General features: G+C 44.7%; 20 protein-coding genes. 12 read left to right on the top strand and 8 right to left on the bottom strand.

From position 1 onward, the window contains the following. Positions 1 to 38: 38 nt before the first annotated feature. From HMPREF1222_RS07180 to HMPREF1222_RS07170, 3 genes are all read left to right on the top strand, one after another. Positions 39 to 755, top strand: coding sequence for an SDR family NAD(P)-dependent oxidoreductase (locus HMPREF1222_RS07180; RefSeq protein WP_006188257.1), 717 nt, complete (start codon positions 39 to 41; stop codon positions 753 to 755). 81 nt (positions 756 to 836) lie between these two features. After that, entirely contained in the window at positions 837 to 1,394 is a 558-nt protein-coding gene (locus HMPREF1222_RS07175; protein ID WP_006188256.1) for an STAS domain-containing protein, read from the top strand. 322 nt (positions 1,395 to 1,716) lie between these two features. Beyond that, on the top strand, positions 1,717 to 3,222 hold the full coding sequence (locus HMPREF1222_RS07170; RefSeq protein WP_016518839.1) for an IMP dehydrogenase: 1,506 nt from the start codon (positions 1,717 to 1,719) through the stop codon (positions 3,220 to 3,222). 85 nt (positions 3,223 to 3,307) lie between these two features. Here the strand turns inward: HMPREF1222_RS07170 and HMPREF1222_RS07165 are convergent, their stop codons facing one another. Then, positions 3,308 to 4,675, bottom strand: a complete 1,368-nt coding sequence (locus HMPREF1222_RS07165) for an ATP-dependent 6-phosphofructokinase (RefSeq protein WP_016518838.1) — start codon at positions 4,673 to 4,675, stop codon at positions 3,308 to 3,310. Positions 4,676 to 4,854: 179 nt separating this feature from the next. Here HMPREF1222_RS07165 and HMPREF1222_RS07160 point away from each other — a divergent pair, with 179 nt between their 5' ends. The 9 genes from HMPREF1222_RS07160 to HMPREF1222_RS07125 all read left to right on the top strand — a co-directional run bounded on the left by HMPREF1222_RS07160 (position 4,855) and on the right by HMPREF1222_RS07125 (position 13,517). Continuing rightward, on the top strand, positions 4,855 to 6,390 hold the full coding sequence (locus HMPREF1222_RS07160; protein ID WP_016518837.1) for a DUF5312 family protein: 1,536 nt from the start codon (positions 4,855 to 4,857) through the stop codon (positions 6,388 to 6,390). A gap of 27 nt (positions 6,391 to 6,417) precedes the next feature. Beyond that, positions 6,418 to 7,854: a bifunctional ADP-dependent NAD(P)H-hydrate dehydratase/NAD(P)H-hydrate epimerase gene (locus HMPREF1222_RS07155; RefSeq protein WP_016518836.1), complete on the top strand. Its 1,437-nt coding sequence runs from the start codon at positions 6,418 to 6,420 to the stop codon at positions 7,852 to 7,854. Between the two features lie 133 nt (positions 7,855 to 7,987). After that, positions 7,988 to 8,377 carry a hypothetical protein gene (locus tag HMPREF1222_RS07150; protein WP_016518835.1) on the top strand — a complete coding sequence of 130 codons (390 nt, stop codon included), beginning with the start codon at positions 7,988 to 7,990 and terminating at the stop codon, positions 8,375 to 8,377. Between the two features lie 136 nt (positions 8,378 to 8,513). Continuing rightward, entirely contained in the window at positions 8,514 to 9,404 is an 891-nt protein-coding gene (locus tag HMPREF1222_RS07145) for a DUF2156 domain-containing protein (RefSeq protein WP_016518834.1), read from the top strand. A 4-nt stretch (positions 9,405 to 9,408) separates the two neighbouring features. Beyond that, a complete protein-coding gene (locus HMPREF1222_RS07140) occupies positions 9,409 to 10,728 on the top strand; it encodes a pyridoxal-phosphate dependent enzyme (RefSeq protein ID WP_016518833.1) in 1,320 nt (439 codons plus the stop codon). Next, positions 10,728 to 10,862 (top strand): hypothetical protein, encoded by a 135-nt coding sequence (locus HMPREF1222_RS13290; protein ID WP_006188244.1) that lies wholly within the window; start codon positions 10,728 to 10,730, stop codon positions 10,860 to 10,862. Before HMPREF1222_RS07140 ends, HMPREF1222_RS13290 begins: the two co-directional genes overlap by 1 nt. 19 nt (positions 10,863 to 10,881) lie before the next feature. Continuing rightward, complete coding sequence (locus HMPREF1222_RS07135) at positions 10,882 to 11,949, top strand: DUF7954 domain-containing protein (protein WP_016518832.1); 1,068 nt, start codon at positions 10,882 to 10,884, stop codon at positions 11,947 to 11,949. A 24-nt stretch (positions 11,950 to 11,973) separates the two neighbouring features. After that, a complete protein-coding gene (locus tag HMPREF1222_RS07130; protein WP_016518831.1) occupies positions 11,974 to 12,639 on the top strand; it encodes an HAD-IA family hydrolase in 666 nt (221 codons plus the stop codon). Between the two features lie 8 nt (positions 12,640 to 12,647). Continuing rightward, positions 12,648 to 13,517 carry a 1-acyl-sn-glycerol-3-phosphate acyltransferase gene (locus HMPREF1222_RS07125; protein ID WP_016518830.1) on the top strand — a complete coding sequence of 290 codons (870 nt, stop codon included), beginning with the start codon at positions 12,648 to 12,650 and terminating at the stop codon, positions 13,515 to 13,517. A 13-nt stretch (positions 13,518 to 13,530) separates the two neighbouring features. On the opposite strand, the gene HMPREF1222_RS07120 is transcribed toward HMPREF1222_RS07125, so the two are convergent. The 7 genes from HMPREF1222_RS07120 to HMPREF1222_RS07090 form a co-directional block, all read right to left on the bottom strand. Next, positions 13,531 to 14,760, bottom strand: coding sequence for an ABC transporter permease (locus tag HMPREF1222_RS07120; RefSeq protein ID WP_016518829.1), 1,230 nt, complete (start codon positions 14,758 to 14,760; stop codon positions 13,531 to 13,533). Between the two features lie 292 nt (positions 14,761 to 15,052). Continuing rightward, positions 15,053 to 16,276, bottom strand: coding sequence for an ABC transporter permease (locus HMPREF1222_RS07115; protein ID WP_016518828.1), 1,224 nt, complete (start codon positions 16,274 to 16,276; stop codon positions 15,053 to 15,055). Continuing rightward, a complete protein-coding gene (locus HMPREF1222_RS07110; RefSeq protein ID WP_016518827.1) occupies positions 16,269 to 17,039 on the bottom strand; it encodes an ABC transporter ATP-binding protein in 771 nt (256 codons plus the stop codon). The genes HMPREF1222_RS07115 and HMPREF1222_RS07110 overlap by 8 nt, the downstream gene beginning before the upstream one ends. A gap of 8 nt (positions 17,040 to 17,047) precedes the next feature. Continuing rightward, positions 17,048 to 18,052, bottom strand: a complete 1,005-nt coding sequence (locus HMPREF1222_RS07105; protein WP_016518826.1) for an efflux RND transporter periplasmic adaptor subunit — start codon at positions 18,050 to 18,052, stop codon at positions 17,048 to 17,050. Positions 18,053 to 18,179: 127 nt separating this feature from the next. After that, on the bottom strand, positions 18,180 to 19,628 hold the full coding sequence (locus tag HMPREF1222_RS07100) for an HlyD family secretion protein (protein ID WP_016518825.1): 1,449 nt from the start codon (positions 19,626 to 19,628) through the stop codon (positions 18,180 to 18,182). Between the two features lie 72 nt (positions 19,629 to 19,700). Further along, positions 19,701 to 20,138 (bottom strand): GAF domain-containing protein, encoded by a 438-nt coding sequence (locus HMPREF1222_RS07095; RefSeq protein ID WP_016518824.1) that lies wholly within the window; start codon positions 20,136 to 20,138, stop codon positions 19,701 to 19,703. 329 nt (positions 20,139 to 20,467) lie between these two features. Next, positions 20,468 to 21,142, bottom strand: a complete 675-nt coding sequence (locus HMPREF1222_RS07090; RefSeq protein ID WP_016518823.1) for a B3/B4 domain-containing protein — start codon at positions 21,140 to 21,142, stop codon at positions 20,468 to 20,470. Positions 21,143 to 21,177 lie beyond the last annotated feature (35 nt).

Here is a 21,177-nt window from a genome sequence, read left to right as displayed (position 1 = left end):
GGACTATCTAATAAACTGTATTAAAAAAGGAATACGTTATGGATAATGTTCTACAGGGTAAAAGTGCATTGATTGTGGGCGGAACAAGCGGAATTGGATACTGTTTAGCGCAATCGCTCTTACAGGAATCGGTTTCTGTCGTTGTGCAGGGGAAGATAAATTCAAAACGTGTTGCGAGCCTGTGCAGTCAAGGCAATGCTGCAGGTCTTATTTGTGATTTGCAAAAAGTTGCATATTTAGAAGAATTATGCAGGTATGCCGATGCAGCTGATATTCTCTGCGTTGTTTACGGTCCGTTTTTGCAAAAACCACTCGATATAACTACAGCGAAGGAATGGAATACAACCGTATACGCAAATCTCACCCTGCCGGGAATATTAGTCTCTGCGGCTTTGTCCGGCATGAAAGAGAGAAAGTGGGGGCGTATTTTACTATTCGGCGGTACGGAAACGCAAGTTTTACGGGGCTTTAGGACAAACGCCGCCTACGGAGCCGCAAAAATGGGTATTATGTCTCTTGTCAAATCCGTGAGTATGGAATATGCTTTCTACGGTATTACGGCTAATGCCGTTTGTCCCGGTTTTACCGACAGCGGGCTATTGACGGAAGACACCCGTGCTATATGGGCAAAAAAGAATCCGGATGGAGAATTGATTGCTCCGGAAGCGATTACGGAAGCCGCTCTTTTTCTATTAAAAGACGGATCTTACAATGGAGTTGTGATGCCGGTTGACAAAGGATGGTCTTCATTTTAAAGTTAAGCCTCTTGAAAAGAGAGGTAAATACAGGTATAGTTCTGATTTTATAAAATAATAGACTGGAGAAAGGATTCTCATATGAATGATGCAGAAATAATTCGAAGTTTCGACAATGAAAAAGACAAAAGCCTCAAGATACAACTCCAAAAGGTAGATGGGCTTGAAAAATGTATCGTTATCATTTTGTCGGGATATGTTGATACGTATAATTCAACTTTTTTTCAAAAAAGAGTTACAACCCTTATTGATGCGGGCTATATTCAGATTATTTTTAATTGTGCCCATTTGGACTATGTTTCATCTACCGGTATCGGCTCTTTTACCGCTTTCTTAAAGGCGGTAAAGGGAAAAGGCGGCGATATTGTATTATTAAGCCTTCAGCCGAAAGTATATGAAGTATTTCAATTGCTCGGCTTTGCTAATTTCTTTACTATTCACGATTCTTTGGAAACCTCGATTGCATTCTTTAAAAACAAAGGAAGCGCTGCTACTCCTCAGGTTACCCTTTTCCCAAAAATTTTCTCGTGTCCTATCTGCGCAAAAAAGTTAAAGGCACCTCGCCCGGGACGTTTCCGCTGTTCGGAATGTAAAACTATTTTAGCAATCGATAATAACGCACAAGTTTCACTCGGCTGATATTATATTTCATCACCGCTTGTGCAGAAGTTGTGGATATTCTAAAAAATGTATATCCGCAAATTCGGGCTTTTTTCTTTTTTTATCATACCGGCTCTGTTGCTATGGTTTTGTAAGTCTTTAATTATAAGTGATTTATATTTTTCAGACTGTAAATGCGAGCTATTTATATCGGTTAAATAAGAGGGAAAATAGTGAAAATAATTTGATGATAACCTGTGGATAATCTGTTATATCAGTGAGTAAACTGTGAATAATCGGTGTCCAAGCAAAGGGTGAGAAACAATTCATAAAAAATATACTATAGATATGAGGAGGAATTATGGCATACTATTATGAAGAACCGTCGCATACTTTTAATGAATATTTGTTAATTCCGCGTTATACCGGCGTTGAGCATAGTCCTCAAAATATCGATCTGCATACGCCTCTTACCCGTTTTTCGTCTGGGGAAAAACCTCAATACACGCTGAATATCCCGCTGGTTTCTGCAATTATGCAGTCGGTGTCCAATGACGGTATGGCAATTTCGCTTGCAAAAGAAGGCGGCCTGTCCTTTATCTTCTGTTCGCAGAGTATAGAAAAACAAGCTGCGATGGTTTGTGCCGTTAAAAACTATAAAGCGGGCTTTGTAGAAAGCGATTCAAACTTAAGGCCTGAAAATACCTTGGAAGATGTATTACGTTTAAAAGAAAAAACGGGGCATACAACCGTTGCTGTAACAGATGACGGTACTGCCCATGGAAAGCTGCTCGGCGTTATTACCGGGCGCGATTACCGTCCAAGTAGAATGGCGCGGGACTTGCCCGTTTCAAAATTTATGACGCCGATTGAAAAGATACACTATGCCGATGAAGGTGTTACTTTAAAAGAAGCCAATGATATTATTTGGGAATATAAGCTCAATTCGCTGCCCGTCCTTGATACGGAAGGAAAGCTTGTTGCTTTTGTATTCCGCAAGGACTATGAAAGCAAAAAAGAACACCCGAATGAGTTGCTCGACGAAAAAAAACGGTATTTGGTTGGGGCTGGACTCAATACGCGCGATTATGAACAGCGCGTTCCCGCATTGGTAGCAGCCGGTGCGGATGTATTATGCATCGACTCCTCCGACGGCTTTTCCGAATGGCAAAAGCGCACCATTAAGTTTGTTAAAAAACAGTATGGAGATAAAATTCCTATCGGGGCAGGAAATGTTGTCGATGAAGACGGTTTTAACTTTTTAGCGGACGCAGGAGCCGATTTTATCAAGGTCGGTATCGGCGGTGGTTCCATCTGTATTACCCGCGAAACGAAGGGTATAGGACGGGGGCAGGCGACGGCGCTTATTGAGGTCGCAAAAGCCCGCGATAATTACTTTAAAAAAACGGGAGTCTATATTCCGATTTGTTCCGACGGCGGTATTGTGTACGATCACCATATCACAATGGCCCTTGCAATGGGGAGCGACTTCTGTATGTTGGGGCGCTACTTTGCCCGCTTTGACGAAAGCCCGACAAACAAGATACTGGTGAACGGCAGCTATATGAAAGAATATTGGGGGGAAGGTTCATCAAGGGCAAGAAACTGGCAGCGGTACGATTCCGGCGGAGACAGTAAACTTGCATTTGAAGAAGGCGTTGATTCTTATGTGCCTTATGCCGGCTCTCTTCACGACGGTGTTAAAACAACACTGTATAAAGTGCGTTCTACAATGTGTAATTGCGGTGTTTTAACTATTCCGGAGCTGCAAAAGAATGCCAAAATAACGTTGGTGTCTCCTTCCAGTATTGTAGAAGGCGGCTCTCACGATGTTATGCTGAAAGACGTCCGTTCCTCCATGCGTTAAATAAAATTACCGCCTTTCGGACGGAAGGCGGTAATCACTCTGTATCGCGTTTATTTGTGGTAAACTAATGCGCGGTATGGTATTATTAATGCGCAGCAGAATGTTCGCTGCGATTTTCGTGTACTTTGTTTTTCATCAGCGGCGGTTGGCCGGTTGCGTCAAGCGTATCACGCCAAAGAGAGCCGTCCGGCTCAACGTAGTTGCGTGAACGGACAACCACGTGAATAGGCAGATGAACAAATTTGTTATACATCAAACCGACAATCAGCTTAGTCTTTCCAGCCATAGCCGCATGTACCGCATTATTTCCAAGCCGTTCGCAGTAAATGGAGTCAACCGGTGCAGCGGGGGCGGAACGGATTTGATAGCTGGGATCGATATACTTTAGATTGATGTGGATGGATTTCGATTTAAAATACGCATCGATTTGCTCTTTTAAGAAAACGCCGATATCGGAAAGACGTTTGTTGCCCGAATCGTCCGTTTCGTTTTTACTTTGCATTAAATCTTGACCTGCTCCTTCCGCAACAACGATAACCGTGTAATGGCTTTGTTCCAAGCGGTCTTCCAAATGCTTTAAAAAGCCGTTTTCTCCGTGCATATCGAAGGGAATTTCGGGGATAAGTACAAAGTCAACCTCGTGGCTCGCAATGGCGGTGTGCGTTGCAATAAAGCCTGATTCCCGCCCCATTAACTTAACCAATCCGATACCGTTGATTTGAGACTGTGCTTCCATACGGGCGGCGGCGACCGCTTCGGAGGCTTTTACAACTGCCGTATCGAACCCGAATGATTTTTGAATAAATGACAGGTCGTTATCGACGGTTTTCGGAATGCCGACAACGGAGATACAAAGCTTCCGCCGTTCAATCTCTTTTGCAATTTCCAAAGCGCCTTTTTGTGTTCCGTCTCCGCCGATGACGAAGAGAATATTTAAGTTGAGGCGTTCGATTCCGTCGACAATTTCGACTACGCGTGTACCGCCTCCTCGTGAGGTACCGAGTATTGTTCCTCCCGTTTTATGGCAGGCATCGACAACCGTCGGGTTTAAGGGCATAACGTCAAAGTGGTAATCCGGTAAAAGTCCTTTAAAACCGAAGCGAATACCGCTGATGCGTTTAACTCCATACCGTCCCCACAAGCAGCGCACTACAGAGCGGATAACATCGTTAAGTCCGGGGCATAACCCTCCGCAGGTGATAATGCCTGCATGAACATGGCTTGGATTAAAAAATATCTTTTCCCGCGGGCCTGCTTTTTCGATTAGTTGTTCTCGTTTAAAGGGGCCGTATTGCTCTCCGACTTTGGACTCCAGCCGAAAGCGGATAAAATCGTCGTTTGTAACATAATTGGCGATACGGTCTCCGATGACGTTTGAAAGGTGTATAGGCGACGGTATTTTACAGGAGCCGAGGGTTTCAATGGTAAAATCAAATTCTTCATCATGGCGCATAATGAATCTCCGTTATATGGAAAGTGTCGGGCTTCAACACAAGGAAGCCGAATTTTTATCTTTCTGCAATTATCGATAATAACTGCTGTTACAGTATCATAAAATCGCAGGGCTTGAAAGGGAGAAAAAGCTTTTTTTGATTGACAGATTGCGTGATTTTCTTCATTATAGCTATACCTATGGCACAGAAAAAAGAATCTTTTCTTACACGCATATTACAGCTTTTTTTACCGCGGGATGATGCGGAGGCGATAAAAAAACGGCATTTAAAGGCACTGGCAAAGGAAATTTCAAAAAATAAATTCGGTAAATGGTATAAACCTTCTTCCGAAGAGTTCCAGCCGCAGATGGCGCGTTTCTTTTTCGAGCTATACAAGATTGTCGGGCCTGCGAGAGCACTTTTAGCGAGTGCTGCATCTTCCAAGGTTCTCAAAGCGATTACCGTAGAACAAAATTTGTCAAAACAGCAGCACCAAATAAGGGAAAAACTTACGCCTGATGCTATTAAGGAACGCGCAAAAACGGCCAAGCAAAAAGAGCTGAGTATTCAGGTACAGAAAGAATTTGATGTTTTTATGCGTGAGTTTGACGGAAAGAAAATAGATGAAATCGATACGCTGTACCGTCAGCTCAATGAGTTTATTCACTTTGTGCTGTTTGACTATTATTTCTTTTTAAAAAAATTCGATCCTGCCTTGCCGGAAGATAAATTTTCTTATACCCCGAACTTTTCAACTGTCAACGGTGAATATCTGAAAGATGAATTAAAAGATTTTATCGTCGTGCTTGACGGCCTTTCGCTCGATGCAAATTGGGAGAAACTCTTTGCAATTATTACGGCATATAAAAATGTACAGCCGGTTAATGCTCCTCAGTGGAAAAAGCATTTGGGCGTTTTGAACGATATCCGCCGCTCCCATATCTTAGAAAAAATTATCCAACACATTACAAAAGATCCTACTTACACGGTAGAAACCAGTCCTTTTACAGAAAAGGTAACGGACGACTATCTTAAGCAAATAGAACGGTCGATTGATACGACGTTAAAAGACATTATCACGGAGCAAAAAAATTCTCAGGTAGCGGTACTTGTACAGCGTGTATTCGGAAATGTTATTCCTTCAGGTACTAAAAACTATAATCCGCGTTCCAATGCGGCATTTGAAAAGCGAGGGCTTGAAGGCTATATCTATGCCGATGCGATGAACTATCTTAAATCGTTTTTAGTCGATTACTTTAAAAGCGATATAAGGGCTCTCTCCGATTTAATTTTAGTACGGGGGCAATGGACGCAGCAGGTGCTGTCTGCCGAATATTCCGAAAGCTATCATAATTTAATGCACATTTCGACAAAAATCTTGGAGTTTGACGAAAAACTTTCCGAGGTCTCCGAAATGGGTGTAAAATTCCGTACGCTGCTGTCGCGAATGGAGCGGGAAAAAGAAGCCGGCCGGCAGGTGCAAAAGCATTTGAATGATGTTAACGAAGCGGCGCTTAAACTGCTTAAAGTTTCCATTAAAAATATTATGACGCTGGGAAATGCCATAAAGAATTGCATCGCGGATTATGATAAACCGCGCCGAGATTTGTTGCAAAACTGGAAAGAAATCGAACAACATTCCGACCAGCCGATACGTGAATGGATGACTGCCGTTTATACGAAGATTTATAATTTTATCATGCTTGAACAGGTTGTCTTGAAGAAAGAAGAATAGCCTAATTTCTTTCTATGAGGCCTTTTTATGGAAAAGATATTTGATTCGGTACGGGAGTTGGATAAGCGGGCGGAAGAGGCTTTTAATCTAAAAAACGGTGTGCTTATGGAGCAGGCTGCCCGCGGTATGGCCGAACGTATCCGAAGCATTCTTTCGTCATATTTATCCTACTCACACAAAGAATTACCGCTGGTGCAGATTGTCTGCGGTTCGGGGGATAACGGAGGCGACGGTTTTGCGCTTGCGCGGATGCTTGCCGATCTTTACTGCGTTAGGGTGGTTTCGGTAAAGGAACCTAAGTCTCCGCTCTGCAAATTGCAGCGGGAGCGGCTTGAACTGCTCGGCATACCGGTAAGTACCGAATTGCAGGAGCGTTGCGATATACTTATCGATGCGGTGTTCGGTACCGGTATCCGCGGCAGTCTTGATGCTGAAACAAGCGCCTTGATTGAGCGGATGAATGCCGTACAAGGTTATAAAATCGCTTGCGATATCCCAAGCGGTTTAAACGGCTTCGGTATACCGTCGCCGGTTGCATTCCGTGCCGATGAAACCTGTACGATGGGCGCCCTAAAAACCGCACTCTATTCAGACGCCGCAAAAGACTATACCGGCACTATTCATGTTTTTAGCCTCGGATTGCCGCGGCGCTGCTACGAAGGAGAAAGCGATACCTTTCTTCTGTCTGCTGCGGATATGAAGCTTCCGCACCGCTCCGTGCAAAATACCCATAAGATGAGCTACGGACACGGCCTTTTTTTCTGCGGAGAAAAAACCGGCGCCTGTATGTTGGCGGCCTCTGCCGCGCTCCATTTCGGGGTTGGATTGGTTACCGTATTCGGCTCGCCCGTGCCTGCCGCTCCGTTCGATTTTATGTATACGCAACAGCTTCCCGAAAACTTTTCCGCGGCAATGCTGGGTTCCGGATTGGGTAGAACGCCTGATATGCAGAAACAGGCGTTTGAGTTCCTTTCGTGTGAGCAGGTTCGGGAGTGTCCGCTAATTCTTGATGCCGACATTCTGCATAATCCGGAGCTGCCTAAGCTGCTGCCGCTCTTAAAAAAGCCTATTTTAACGCCGCATCCCAAAGAGTTCCAAAGCTTACTTGCAAACAGCGGGCTCGGCCGGTTCAACATTGCGGAAATACAGGAACATCGGTTTGAGTATTTACGGCTCTTTTGCGGCGTCTTTCCCCATGCAGTAACGGTGCTGAAGGGAGCCTATCCGCTTATCGGCTGCGGAAACCGCGTGTTTGTGAATCCGCTTGGAACCAATGCTCTTGCAAAAGCAGGGACGGGGGATGTCCTAAGCGGGATGATTACCGCACTGGGCGCCCAAGGATACCCGCCGCTTGAGGCTGCTTATACCGCGAGCCTTGCCCATGCGGAAGCCGCTAAAATGCTGCATACTGCAGACTACGGTTTAACGGCAAGCTCACTTGCGGAGACGGTGGCTAAACTGTAACGGCGGTAATTGCTTTTGATGCTTTCTCTGTTTACGTGTGGCGGCGCAGTAAACTCAAAAAAGCCTCTCCCCGTAAGATTCTTCTAAAGTACATAAAAAAACTACCGATTATTGGAATAGTGGAGGGATCGGTATGGTATCGAATTATGTACCGTTGTCAACATTGTCTTATGCGGCAATGACGAGCATTTCGGCCGGAGGGCGTGCTTATCTTCCGGTCGATACAAAACAAGTTGTTTATTCTCATTTTCAATATGTTTCCGGGGTTCCGCGTACTAAGGATCAGAACGGCGTCAGTATCGGAAAGCTGAAGATTTTAAATACTCTTATCGACCAGCTGGTGAAAATGCGCGAAAATGAACGGTCAAATAAGCTGTTAACGGCACAGCCTGACGAAAAAACGCTGGATGCAATGATTGAATACGTCAACAATAAAATCCACACGGAAATTACGCTTTCCAAGAGCACGGGCTATGCTTCTTCGCTGCCCGAATCGGCATATCTATTGGATTTGACAGCTTAATTGTAAAGCGACGAAACTCCGGTTGAACGACCTCACTTATTTTGCGGGGTAACGTAAAAAGAATCCGGTGCGGTTACTCTGTTTATCTTTACGAAAGAACTTGCGATTTTTTTAATAAAAGAGTAACATAGCGGCCATGGACGTCATTGCGCGGTATCCTGAATTTTCTCCATTATCACTTGAAGCAGTACAGGCAATTAAAACCGATTTGCAGCTGCTGAAAGACGGTATGTCGGAGTTAACCTTCGGAAGTTTATACTTTTTTAGAAATTCTTATAAATATAAAATAAGCAGATTTAATGAGCGTACCCTACTCTTTTTAGGAGAAGAACGGAAAAAGCCGTTTTTTTTCACTATCGGCGATCCGCTTCCCATCGCTATCATTAAAGAGCTTTATGAAGACTGCGCATATTGGAAATTAATCTCAGAATCGTATTTAAACAATAATGCCGCCCTTTTTCAAACCTTCAAAGGAGCCCCTACGGAAGACAGAGATAATTTCGATTATCTTTATACGCGGCTTTCATTAAGCACCCTCTCCGGAAAGCAGTTACATAAAAAAAAGAACCATGTAAACGGATTTTTAACTAATTATCCTGATTTTACATTAAAAAAACTGGATGCCGATACAAAAAAAGATGCAGGTAAAATTTTAGATATCTGGGCAACGGAGCAATCCGATCTCCAAGAAACCGACTATGAAGCCGCACAGCAGGCCTTGGCCTTACCGGAAACGGACGGTTTTACCGGCCTTATTCTCTATGTACAGGGGACTCCGGTAGCATGGTGTTTGGCTGAATTTGCGGCTCAAGGAGCTACCGCCGTTGTCCATTTTGAAAAAGCACGAACCGATTTTCGAGGCAGCTACCAATATATCAACTACGCCTTTGCACAATCGCTTCCCGAACACATAGTATACATTAACTGTGAGCAAGATTTGGGAGACGAGGGGCTGCGCCATGCAAAAATGAGCTACAAGCCGGAAGGTTTTGTCAAAAAATACCGGCTTGATAAAGGAGCGCTTTGAAACTATGAAGTTAGTCAGCACTCGAAACAGCGCTAATGCTGTTTCCTTTAAACATGCGATCTTTGATTGTATGCCTGCCGACGGCGGTTTGTATGTTCCGTACTCCGAACACGATTTGCGATCGTGGATATTGCACATGAATGAACAGACGGCTTTTTCAACTATAGCCGGTTCATTAACCGCGGCGCTGCTGAAAGAAGAAATTAGCCCCGTTATCTCCGAAAGGATTGCTGCAGCAGCGTTTCAAAACTATAGTCCGCGGCTCCGCCAGCTGGATGACCGTCTGTTTTTACTGGAACTGTTCCACGGACCGACGGGCAATCACCGGGATTTCGGTTTTTTATGGCTTGCTTCCGCCTTGGAACATCTGCTGACAATAGATGAAAAAAACGCTGTTGTTATTGCGCCTAGTACCGGAGCCGGCGGAAGGAGTATGGCTGCGGCATTCGGCAATAAAAAACACCTTAAACTGATTGTTTTATACCCGAAAGGATATGCAAAAGGGTTAAAGCCCGAACAGCTATTTAAAAACGGCGGCTCCGTCTATCCCGTAGAGGTTGAAGGAGACACAACCGCAGTTGAAAACCTCATCCGCTCTATTTATCAAGAGCGGCAGCTTGTAAAAGATTATAACCTAACTCTTGCGAATACCGTGAATATCGGGCGTATCCTGCCGCAGGTGTTTTTTTATATGTTTGCCTTTACCCGCATAAAAACAAGAACGGCAGGGGAAATATTCTACGCGGTGCCGTCGGGAAACTACGGCAATCTTGCGGCGGGTCTCTACGCATGGAAGTTTTGCTTGCCGGTAAACGGTTTTATCACCGATGCAACGGAAGCGCTTAACTGCGACGAAAACGGGCGGTGCCGCTGTATTAATTCCTCTATTCCGCTTTCGGAGCGCGGCCCAGCGGATCCCGCCGTTCCTTCCAGCATCGAACGGCTTGAACAAATTTTTACACTCAGCCCCTCCGTTATGAAGTCGATTATTTTCCCTGCACAGGTTTCGGATACGGAAGCGGAAACGCTTATCAACGACTCCTACCGGCGGTACGGTATCATGTTCGATACGGCCACCGCTCATGCCTACGCAGCGGCGCATGCCCGAAATATATTCTGGGGGCACGATGGAGAATCCCTCGTTTTGGTATCGAAGGATCATCCCGCCTTTGAAAGCGAAATTCTTACCCGGATATGCGGCGAATCCCCAATCATTCCCGAATATCTTAGGGGTATCAATACACCTCTTTTGGATGTTCCCCTTATTAAAGGAACAAAAGAAGAGCTCATCAAAATTCTCAATACAGTAAGCGAGGTACAGTAATGCCCTATAAATTAGACGGTGCAAAATTTCCTACATTGGAAGATTTAGTTGAAGCACTCTATCCGATCTATGCCGATAAAATGAGCGAAGAAGAATTTAAAAAATACGCAGAAGAAAACGCAGAAAAAAGCTGATTTTTTTGGGGAGATCATAATGAACTACTATTACGGGCTCCTAAAGAAAAATGCTGCGCGGCTCATCATATACTGTATGATGACTTTTATTCCTGTTTTCCTTTTTGCAGCGCAAAAGCCGGTTACCGAAGCGGCGCAGGGGACCTTTTCCGGCGATTATGTTATTTACCGCGATTATTCGTGGAAAGCGCCTACATGGATAGGCTTTTTATACTATAACGATGAAACCTACGGCGCTTTTATTCACACCCAAACACCGGAGAAAACGAGTACCGTATCCATCTTGTTCAGTGGCAAAATCGAAAAAGGGCAGCTGGTATTAACCGGCCAGCAAATTATCTCTTCCATTACGCCCGATGATACCTTTGGGGTTAATTATTTAATGAGCCTCTTGCCCAAGCTCTATGAGCTGAAAACCTTGCCGCGTGCAGGGAAAGCGCCCTTCGGTACGGCAACGGTACGCAAACAAATGGAAGAATTCGGAGGCGCAGCTGCCCTCGACTTTCAGTCTTTTATCCCCCTCTTTCACCTTAAAACGATAACCGGTGCAAACAAAGAGACGGCATTGGAATTAATCGAAATAGGCTCTATTAACGGCAACGGAGAATCGGTGTTTTACGGCTACAGCCCGGCAGAACCTAAGCAGGACGAAAATACATTTTCCCTCGATAAAACGGCAAAAAAAGAAACAATTAACGTATCGGGCATATCACTCCATTTAGATAGCCAGTGGACTAAAATTGCCGATAACTCATTTCTCTGCGGAAATACGGCTTTTTTAACCGTAAGTACGGTCAATCTGCCGCCGGCAGAAAGCGGAAATCAATTATCCGCATCGGAACGGTTAATCCGGCTGCTAACCGCATCAAGCCCGTACGTAAAAACGTTGCTGCCGTACACAATTGCCGAAGGGACGCCGAGTGCTTTTACACTTACACAATCCGTATACGACATTGAATCGAAAAAGATTTCAAAAGACATAAAGCGCTGCATTAAAAATAAAGACGGCAGTTTTACTATTATCAGCCTTACGGTTAACAGCTATGCATATAGTGCAGCGCAGGCGTATTTTAATGGACTTTTTTAGTTTTTGTGATATACTGCAACGGAAATGATAGATCATTTACTTTTCGATATTGATAATACGCTCTATTCTTCATCGAACTTGATGGAGCGGAAGATTGCCGAACGGATGTTTCAGTTCATTGCCGATTTCCTATCGGTTCCATTGGAAGAGGCGATAAAACTGCAGCGCGAAAGGCGGCACAACTACGGTACTACGCTCGAATGGCTTGAATGCGAATATCATTTTAACGATAGGGAAACTTATTTTAAGGCTGTACATCCCGATTCGGAAATTTCCGAATTACAACCCGACCCCAATTTGCGGGATTTTTTGCTTTCTTTACGGATGCCGATGACGGTTTTAACCAATGCACCGATGGCACATGCAGAGCGGGTTTTAAAATTTTTTAACATCAGCGATCTATTCCTCGGCGTTTTTGATATTTCCTACAACGAGGGAAAGGGCAAACCGCGACCGGATGCTTTTATCAAAGCGCTTACAGCCGTACATAAAACGGTAGAAGAAACGCTCTTTTTAGACGATTGCCCCGCATACGTTCAAGGGTTTGTTCAAATTGGCGGTCAGAGCGTGCTAATCGATGAGAAGGAACGACTCACGGATTTTACTAAAATATCCGGAATTCCTTCGATCAAGTCAATTTATGAGCTGCCGGCGCTGCTGGAAAATTGTTATGTTATTTCGAGGAGGTAAAAGAAAAGATGGACGGTTTTGTATTAAAAAATATGCTTGAAGAACTGAGGCCGTTGTTTGAACAATATGCAAGCAAGGACAATGTTATCACCGAAGAAAATGTATACAAATTGGAAAACCCTCATATCCGTTCAATACTGGAATCTGCCGTGCAAAAACTCTTATTGGACGGCTCAAAACTGTATCCTGAAGCGCACGTTGCCGAATTTTTAGAAGCAATCAAGGCCGGAAAGAAAGGAATCATCCTTTCCGAACACTACAGCAATCTTGACTTACCCATATTCCTCTATTTAATGGAGCAAACGGGCAAGGCAGGGGTAGAACTTGCCCATCGTTCAATTGCAATGGCAGGAATGAAGCTTACCGAAGAGGATCCGCTTATAGCTGCTCTTACCGAAGGATACGAGCGTATTGTCATTTATCCCAGCAGAACACTCGCCGGTATTACCGATCCCGTACAATTAGAGGAAGAGAAAAAACGGAGCCGCAGCATCAATATTGCTTCGATGCGGACACTGGAAGAAGTGCGGAAAGAAGGAAAAGCCGTCATCGTATATCCTGCAGGGACTCGCTACCGGCCGGGAAAACCTGAAACGAAACGAGGTGTCCGCGAAATCGACTCGTATATCAGAACGTCCGATGTGATGATGCTGGTGTCCATTAACGGTAACTGCTTACGCATCTCCGACGACCCTTCCAATATGCTGGGCGACATCGTTTGCCAAGACAAGGTTGTAATAGAGGTTAGTCCCGTTATCGACTGCAGCGAATTCCGGGAGCGGGCAAAACAACGCTGCCGCGAGGGAGACGACAAAAAACAAGCAGTTGTCGATCTTGTCATGGAAGAGCTGGAAATTATGCACAACAGGAACGCATAGGCTGTTTCTGCAATCAATCCGACAACGCTTTTACCGGATCGAGACGGGCGGCTTTAACGGCTGGGCGGAATCCGAAGAAAATGCCGATAGTGATGGATACCGCAAAGGCAATAACCGAGCCGGTGATATTCGGAGAAAAGACCATTTCAAAGTTGCTTGACTGAAAGACGGTTTGTACCAACAGAACGCTAATGCCTCCGCCAAGCAGCATACCGAATATGCCGCCCGTTAGGCTCAAGGTTGCGGCTTCAACCAAAAACTGATTGCGGATAACCGCTTCGCTTGCGCCGAGCGCTTTGCGGATACCGATTTCTTTTTTCCGCTCCGTTACGGTAACAAGCATAATATTCATAATGTTGATACCGCCGACGATAAGCGACATAACCGCAATCGCCGTCAATATCGCACTCACCAGTGTAATCTGTGAAGAAATATCGGTCAGCAATTCTTTATATGAAAATGTCCACAGCGTATCTGACGCTTTTGCAAACGAATCGGAAAAGGCTTTTATTTGCTCGGTTGCTTCATCGATATAATTTGAATCGTGAATCTGTACCGTCGCTAAATCCGAATCGTTTTTTCCGATTCCCATATCTTCAACTACGAATGAACGCGGGATAAAATACGCTTCGATATTGCTGAAATTGTCATTTGACTTTACCACTCCGCATACTTCAAACGAAAACGGAATAAAATTCCATCCGCTTGTACCGCGGTATGAAACCGTAACGGTAACTGTTTTTCCGATTGCATCTCCTTCGGGGAAAAGCGAATTTACCTCATCTTCACCAAGGATTATTTTATGCCGGCGGTTTGCAAAATCGTCAAGCGTAAATCCCTGACCGTATAGCAATTCATAGTTATTCGCTTCAAGCCAGCCGGGTTCAATACCGTTTACCCGCTTGTTTTCAAGGGTAAGCGTTTTACGCGATAAGGTAGCGTTGAAAACGCCCGTATAAAATACGTTTTTTATCAACGGCACGGCTTGTTCCAACTCCGTGCGGTATTTTTCGGTAAACGTGATATTGGATTTCCGCGTCTGAAAATCCCAGCGCGGTTCAATTTCGATAATATTCATTGTGTCGAGATTGAACATCTTTACCATGCTTGCCTGCATGGAACTGCCGATATTACTGATAATGGTAACAACGGTAACGCCTATCGCAATTCCCAAAAGAGACAATATGGTTCTCAGTTTTTTTACGCGGAAATTATTGAGCGCATTGATAAAATCTTCCCACATAGCTGATCCTCAGGGTAAACGCATCAGTCTGATTTTTTTATATCCCCGTGGAAAAATTGATACTATTCGACCAGAGTTGAACCTCTTCGCGGTTCAAATGGTCTCACAGTCTCAATTTTTCCGCGATTTATATCTACTCGGCCTGATGCGTTTACCCCTCTTTTCTAAAAATAGTGCAAAATTTTATTAAAAATTTTGCACAAAAGGAATATTAAGTTAAGCCACACAAATAGTGTGTCTCAATTTCCTTCCGAGTTCGCCGTTCGGCAAACATCGTAGATTATATGTACACTTATTCCTCCAGCGCCTTGACGGGATCGAGTTTGCCGGCTTGCCATGCGGGGTAGAATCCGAAGAAAATACCGGCGGCGGCTGAAATAAGAAATGCGGTGAGCGCTCCCTGCATATTGAATTTAAGCATGATGGCGCTCCCACCCGAAAACAATTGCAGCACCGGCGTAATGACTACAAAACTGATTAAAAAACCTCCGGCGAGTCCGATACCTCCGCCGACGATACTGATGGCTGCCGACTCCGTCAAGAATTGCGAAAGAATTGCCCCCGTCGTTGCGCCGATTGCTTTTCTGATACCGATTTCTTGCCGCCGCTCCGCCACGGTAACGAGCATGATATTCATAATACCCACGCCGCCTATCAGCAACGAAAGCGCCGCAATGCCGGAAAATACCGCGGAAATCATTGCGAGATTCCCCTGTATTTGCTGCTGCATGGACGCTGCCGAAAAAACCCGTACGGCATTTTTATTGTTTGTGAATTCGGCGGACACTTCTTCAATAGCGGTTTCTACCGCAGTAAAATCCGTAACGGTTTCGTAAACCTCTACGGCCATCCGTGAACCTTCATTTTTATGCCCAAGCTGGCGTACTAAAAAAGCACGCGGTAAAATAATATATTGCTGTATTTGCCCGAAAAAAGAGTTTTTTGTTTTAAGTACGCCGCTCACCGTACAAGTAAAAAGCAAGGGGGCGGAATCCCCGTTGTTAATCGACAGCGAGACGGTTTTTCCGACAGCATTTCCTTCAGGGAATAAGCCTTTTGCAATGTCTTCTCCGATAATCACTTTCCGTGCGCCGGTCATAAAATCGGAAATGCTGAACGGCTCTCCGTATTCAAGCTCCCATTTATTTGCTTCAAAATAGCCGTAATCCACACCTTGGCATTCTTTTGTACCGGCGCTCAGACTCCCGCGCATGACCGTCGCATTAACACCATCCATAAAAAAGACCTGCTTTATTTCCGGTATCTTTTCTTGCAGTACATCCGCATACTGTTGATTCATCGTAAGCGGACGGTTTCGGCGCGAATGAGGCATAACCGTCAGAATCGAGCTGCTTAAATCCTTAAACACCAGTGCAACGCTCGCTTCAAGCGAGCTGCTCAAGTTCATCGTAATAACAACGGAGCACACACCGATCATAATTCCTAAAAGCGAAAGAAGTGTGCGCATTTTATTGTGCCGGAAGTTCTGCAAGGCAGAAAGAATATCTTCAAACATGTGCGCCTTCCGCCGTGTCGGTTACATGCGTTTCCGTATCCGCCATATTTGCCGTATCAGTTGTATGCGCCTTCGTATCCGCCATGTCGGAGATGATTTTTCCGTCTTTAAGATGGATGGAGCGGGGTGCCATTGCACCGATGTCGGGATCGTGAGTAACGATGATGACTGCGGTACCCTGCCTGTTAATATCGAAAAAAAGGTCGAGTACGGACTGCCCCGTTTCGGAATCGAGCGCTCCGGTAGGTTCGTCGGCAAGGATTAATTTCGGGCGAGTTACGAGGGCGCGAGCAATGGCAACACGCTGCTTTTGTCCGCCCGACAGCTCGCTCGGCCGATGCTTGAGCCGGTTGCTCAACCCCACTTTATCCAATTCTTCGGCGGCGAGTTTTTTCCGCTCGGAAGCAGGGATACCCTGATACCGGAGCGGAAGCATCACGTTTTCGAGAATGGTAAGGGTCGGCAGCAAAAAATATTGCTGGAAGACAAAGCCGATGGTCTTATTACGTAGTAGGGCTAAGTCTTTTCCGCTCATTTCGGCGGTGTTTTCCCCGTCAACATAGATTGCTCCTGCCGTCGGACGGTCAAGACACCCGATCATATTCATGCACGTGGTTTTCCCCGAACCGGACGGCCCCATCAGCGACACAAAGCCTCTTTCCGGTATGTCGAAAGAAACCCCGCGTAACGCATGCACTTCGTTTTCGCCCATAAAAAAAGTTTTTACAACCGAATCAAGGGATACAATCATTCCTGTTTTCATTGTGCCCCCTACGGACGTCTATTGTTGCTATTTATCTTTGCCTGATTTTTCAGTACATCGTTTTCCTGCACGCCGGAGATAATTTTAACAAACCCCTTCGTATAGGATTCGACGGTTACCGCAATCTCCTGTGTCGTATTGCCGTCGATTTTATCCACAAACGGCTTGCCCTCTACATACCGGATAGCGTCTTGTTCCACTATAAGCGCTTCCGAATCCGGTCCCGTTACAATGGTTCCGTTAAAAGAATAACCGGGCAAAATTTTTTCGGGAGGGTTATCAAGACGGATAAGCGTATCTACAACAGTACGGCCGAGACTGGTAAGCCGTGCAATCGACGGATAAGAGATAACTTCCGCCTGTACTTTAATATCCGGTTCGGCGGGAAATGTCATATCGACTTTTTGTCCGACCGCAAGCCGGGAGGCATCGCTTTCGGCAATTTCTACCGTAGCTTTAAGAAAGCTGCGGTCAATCAGTGTGCCGAACGTATCTTTAGCTTTTGCATATTGCCCTTGCGAAATGGTCAACGCGGCGACAATACCGTCAAATTTTGCGTACACCTTACGGTCGGAAAGCTGTTTTTCCAAAAGCCGCTGCTCCTGTTCCATCAGACTCAGTTTTTGCGACGCCCCGTTTATTTGTTCCTGCTTTATTGCAAACGCATGCTGCGCAACATTATAGCTTTGTTGATCGGTATCAAGTGCAAACAGCAGTGCTCCTTTTTTTACTCTATCGCCTTCCGTTACCAATACCTGCTCGACAAACCCTTCTCCCGGCGCTTCCAATACCTGCGTTTGTGCCGCCTCAATATAACCGGAAATTTCAATCTGATTGTGTTCGATCTCTTTCCGTACGGTTAAAGGAGCCAAACCGGCACTTTGCTGATTCTTAGGTTTAAGAAAAAAATACCATATACAGAACAGCGCAAGGACGCAAACAATTATTACAGTAATTCTTGTTCTCCGCGATTTTCTTTGCCGTGCCGTCAGCGGCTGTTCATTTACTCCCATACCATCCTCCGTAATTATCCATAACAATATATATCAAAATTGTATCTTTTCGTTTGTATTGTCACCCGCATTGTTTTATTCGTGCGGAGGGTTTAATACCCCGACGCTCGCGTCGGGGTTGTTGATTTTACTGCTTCTCAAACAGCAGCGCCGTATCGATATTGAAAATCATAACGGCGGCTTTAGCCTTTGCATAGCGGGCTTCCGCCTTTTTATATTCAAGCTCTGCCTGCATGCTTTCGACTCTACTGATAATGCCGTTGCGGTACCATTGAGCATGGTCATCGGCATTTTGCTTATAGATGCTCAATTCATCGGCGGTAGCCGTTTGCTGCCATGTCATTTGTTCATTGGAGATTTTATTGGTACGGAGCTGTGTTTGATACTGCTCCTTTGCATCTTCAATTTTAAGCCGTTCAATGGCATCGTCAAATTCGGCATTTTTTTTATCGAGCTTCCGAGTTTTAATCGAAAAAGGATTCCAACTGAATGAAAGTTTAATCGCCGTACTTTTAGGATCGGAAAGCGGAACTTCGACGCCGGTATATGCTTTTCCGCCGGGAAATTGTATATTCAAGCCGCCTAAGACGGAATGCTCATTTGTTGCCGAACCGCCGCCTATTTTCGTATTACGCAGCTTATACCCTGCATCGGCACTAATGGAAAACGGAGACAGTTCAATATCCCTCCTAACGGTATTTTGCGTATGCTGCCGTTCCGCTTCAACCAACGGCTTATACGCCGATTGCGGATATTGTTCGATATCCGCAGCTTTTTGTGTCGGCAGAGAATTCCAGAGCGAAGTTAAAAATGTTCGGGGGTCTTCATCGGTTGTGATGCCGCAGCTTTCCGCAAACACACGGTACGATGCGGAAAAGTTAAAATCGGCATTTTGGTGTTCCCGTTTTGCACCTAATAGCTCCAAATTTGCCGTACGCATTTTAGTTGAGCTGTCAGCATATCCTTGACTCTTTATTTGATTATATTGAATTTCCGCTTTTACTTCACTGAGTTCTTTATCGAGCAGCGTTGTATAATCGTCCAAAAGCCGCTGAATATCTTGAAGGAATTGCTTCTCGGTAAGTGCAAGGCCTTCTTCTTTTGCCCGCTGAGCTTGCTCTGCAGCGGATTGCGCAAGATTAAGCGTGTATTTTTTTGCTTCCGCATTCTTGGAATAAATATCGGTCGATACGGAAACCTCGGCTCCCGTTTCTTGCCTTTGGCCTATTTTACTGTACGGCACACTGACCTTTATACCGGTATTATTGTACGAAGGCAATGCGATATTTGCGTACGGCTCAGTGGTAACGCCTCGCTTGTCAGCATCGCTGTTGAGGAGAACCTGCGTATTTCCGCTGCCGACTTCCGTGGTTATCAGCGATTCCGTTTTTGTTTTTTCGGCTTTATTAGCCGCAATTTCCGCTTGCATTTGAAGCTGCCGGTAATTACTATCGTGTTCAATTCGATACTGCAAAAGTCTTTGATACACAGAATCCTGAACGGAATCCGTTCCCGTTTGAGCAAAAAGGGTAAAAGCAGCAAATAAAAGCGTTGCTGCACAAACATATTTTTTCATATAACTGGAATAGCTCCTTGCAGCGTGTTTTGGACATCTCAAAAACTTTGGTGAATTTTTAGAAGTTTTCTTTTACAGCTTTTGAGAAAATATTTCGGCAATGCCCTCAATAAAAAGCTTATCTTCATCGGTAAACCGATTGTATTCGGGGGCATCAAGATCGATAACCCCGAACAATGTGCCGTGGTGAATAACCGGCACGACCAGCTCGCTTTTACTGGCCGAATCGCAGGCAATGTGCCCCGGAAACGCATGGACATCGGGAACAATGATGCTTTTTCGATTTGCAGCGCAGTGTCCGCAAACACCTTTTCCTTGTTCAATCCGATAACAGGCAGGCCGCCCTTGGAACGGACCAAGTGCCAAACCGTCGTCTTCCATCCTATAGAAACCCGCCCAATTTAAGCCGGAAATATTTTCCATAATAAAAGCACTTGTATTTGCCATTACCGCAATGATATCGGTTTCTCCTTCAATTAACGCACGGTATTGAGCTAACTTTTCTTTCATTTCTTACTCCAAATGGTATTTTACGAACATTTCTAAAAAACGGATCCGTTTTAGAGGTTCTCTATTGGTTTTAAATATATCCATCTTAAACATATCCATCTATCGATACAACAAGAGTAAAAATCAAACCGATAACAAAAGCCAAAGTTTCAAGCATTTCGGTTAAATTTCTTTAAGAATAGTCAAAAAACAGGCACAGTGGAACAACGATGATGAGCCTATAGAGAAAAGGTCTTGTCTATGTATGAAGCAGATGATTCACAATTAAGGAGCATGAAGGAACTTCTAAAAACTTTAGTTCTTAGAAGTTCCCTTAGATTTTATTTGCGCTATCCTTCGATAACTTGTATTTCAAATTCCAACTGAGGCATACACTCCGCCAAATCGCTTTGAATCCGCTTGAGCGCTTCTACACGCATTTCTACGGAAGTATTGGCATTCCCCTGAATAATAAAGATTGCGTTTTTTGTTCCGTCATCAAATTTATAGTTTTCTCCGTCGCGGACATCCAGCCACGCCATAATGCCTTTGAGGTCACGGTACATGTAATCAGTCTTGGCAACATGCTTTTCCGTAGACAGGATAGGGAGAAATACATCTTCCTTTTTACTGACGGCAAATTCTATCGGTTCGTCTACCTTCCCAAGGTCATGTCCGCCTATTGCCAAAAGCGAACGTAAGGATTCGACATTATAAATATCGATAACGCTGTTGATGTGCGGAATGGAGCCGCGGTGCTGAATATTTCGGATAAGAGCCGGAACGGTCGGCATATATTTTTTGATACTGCGTCCAACGCTTTGCAGCATATCCGTATATCCCTGAATAACCGGATGATTGAATACTTCATCAATGTCGCACTTTAATGCCCATTCTTCCATCTCTTTTTGTTTTTTCAAAAATGAATCCGATAATGGTGCCTGCGGATCTACATTTTTTGCAATTCCAATCACAATGCTTTTAATCCCAAGCGCTTTCAAACTTTCGTCCATAATAAATTTCATAGTCGCCGTACCTCCGGATTTTTATGCTTAGTATG

The sequence above is a fragment of the Treponema vincentii F0403 genome, from assembly GCF_000412995.1.
In the GTDB taxonomy this organism is placed as follows: domain Bacteria; phylum Spirochaetota; class Spirochaetia; order Treponematales; family Treponemataceae; genus Treponema; species Treponema vincentii.
The sequence above is the reverse complement of the archived record's forward strand: the minus strand, read 5'-3'. Positions and strand labels throughout refer to the sequence as shown.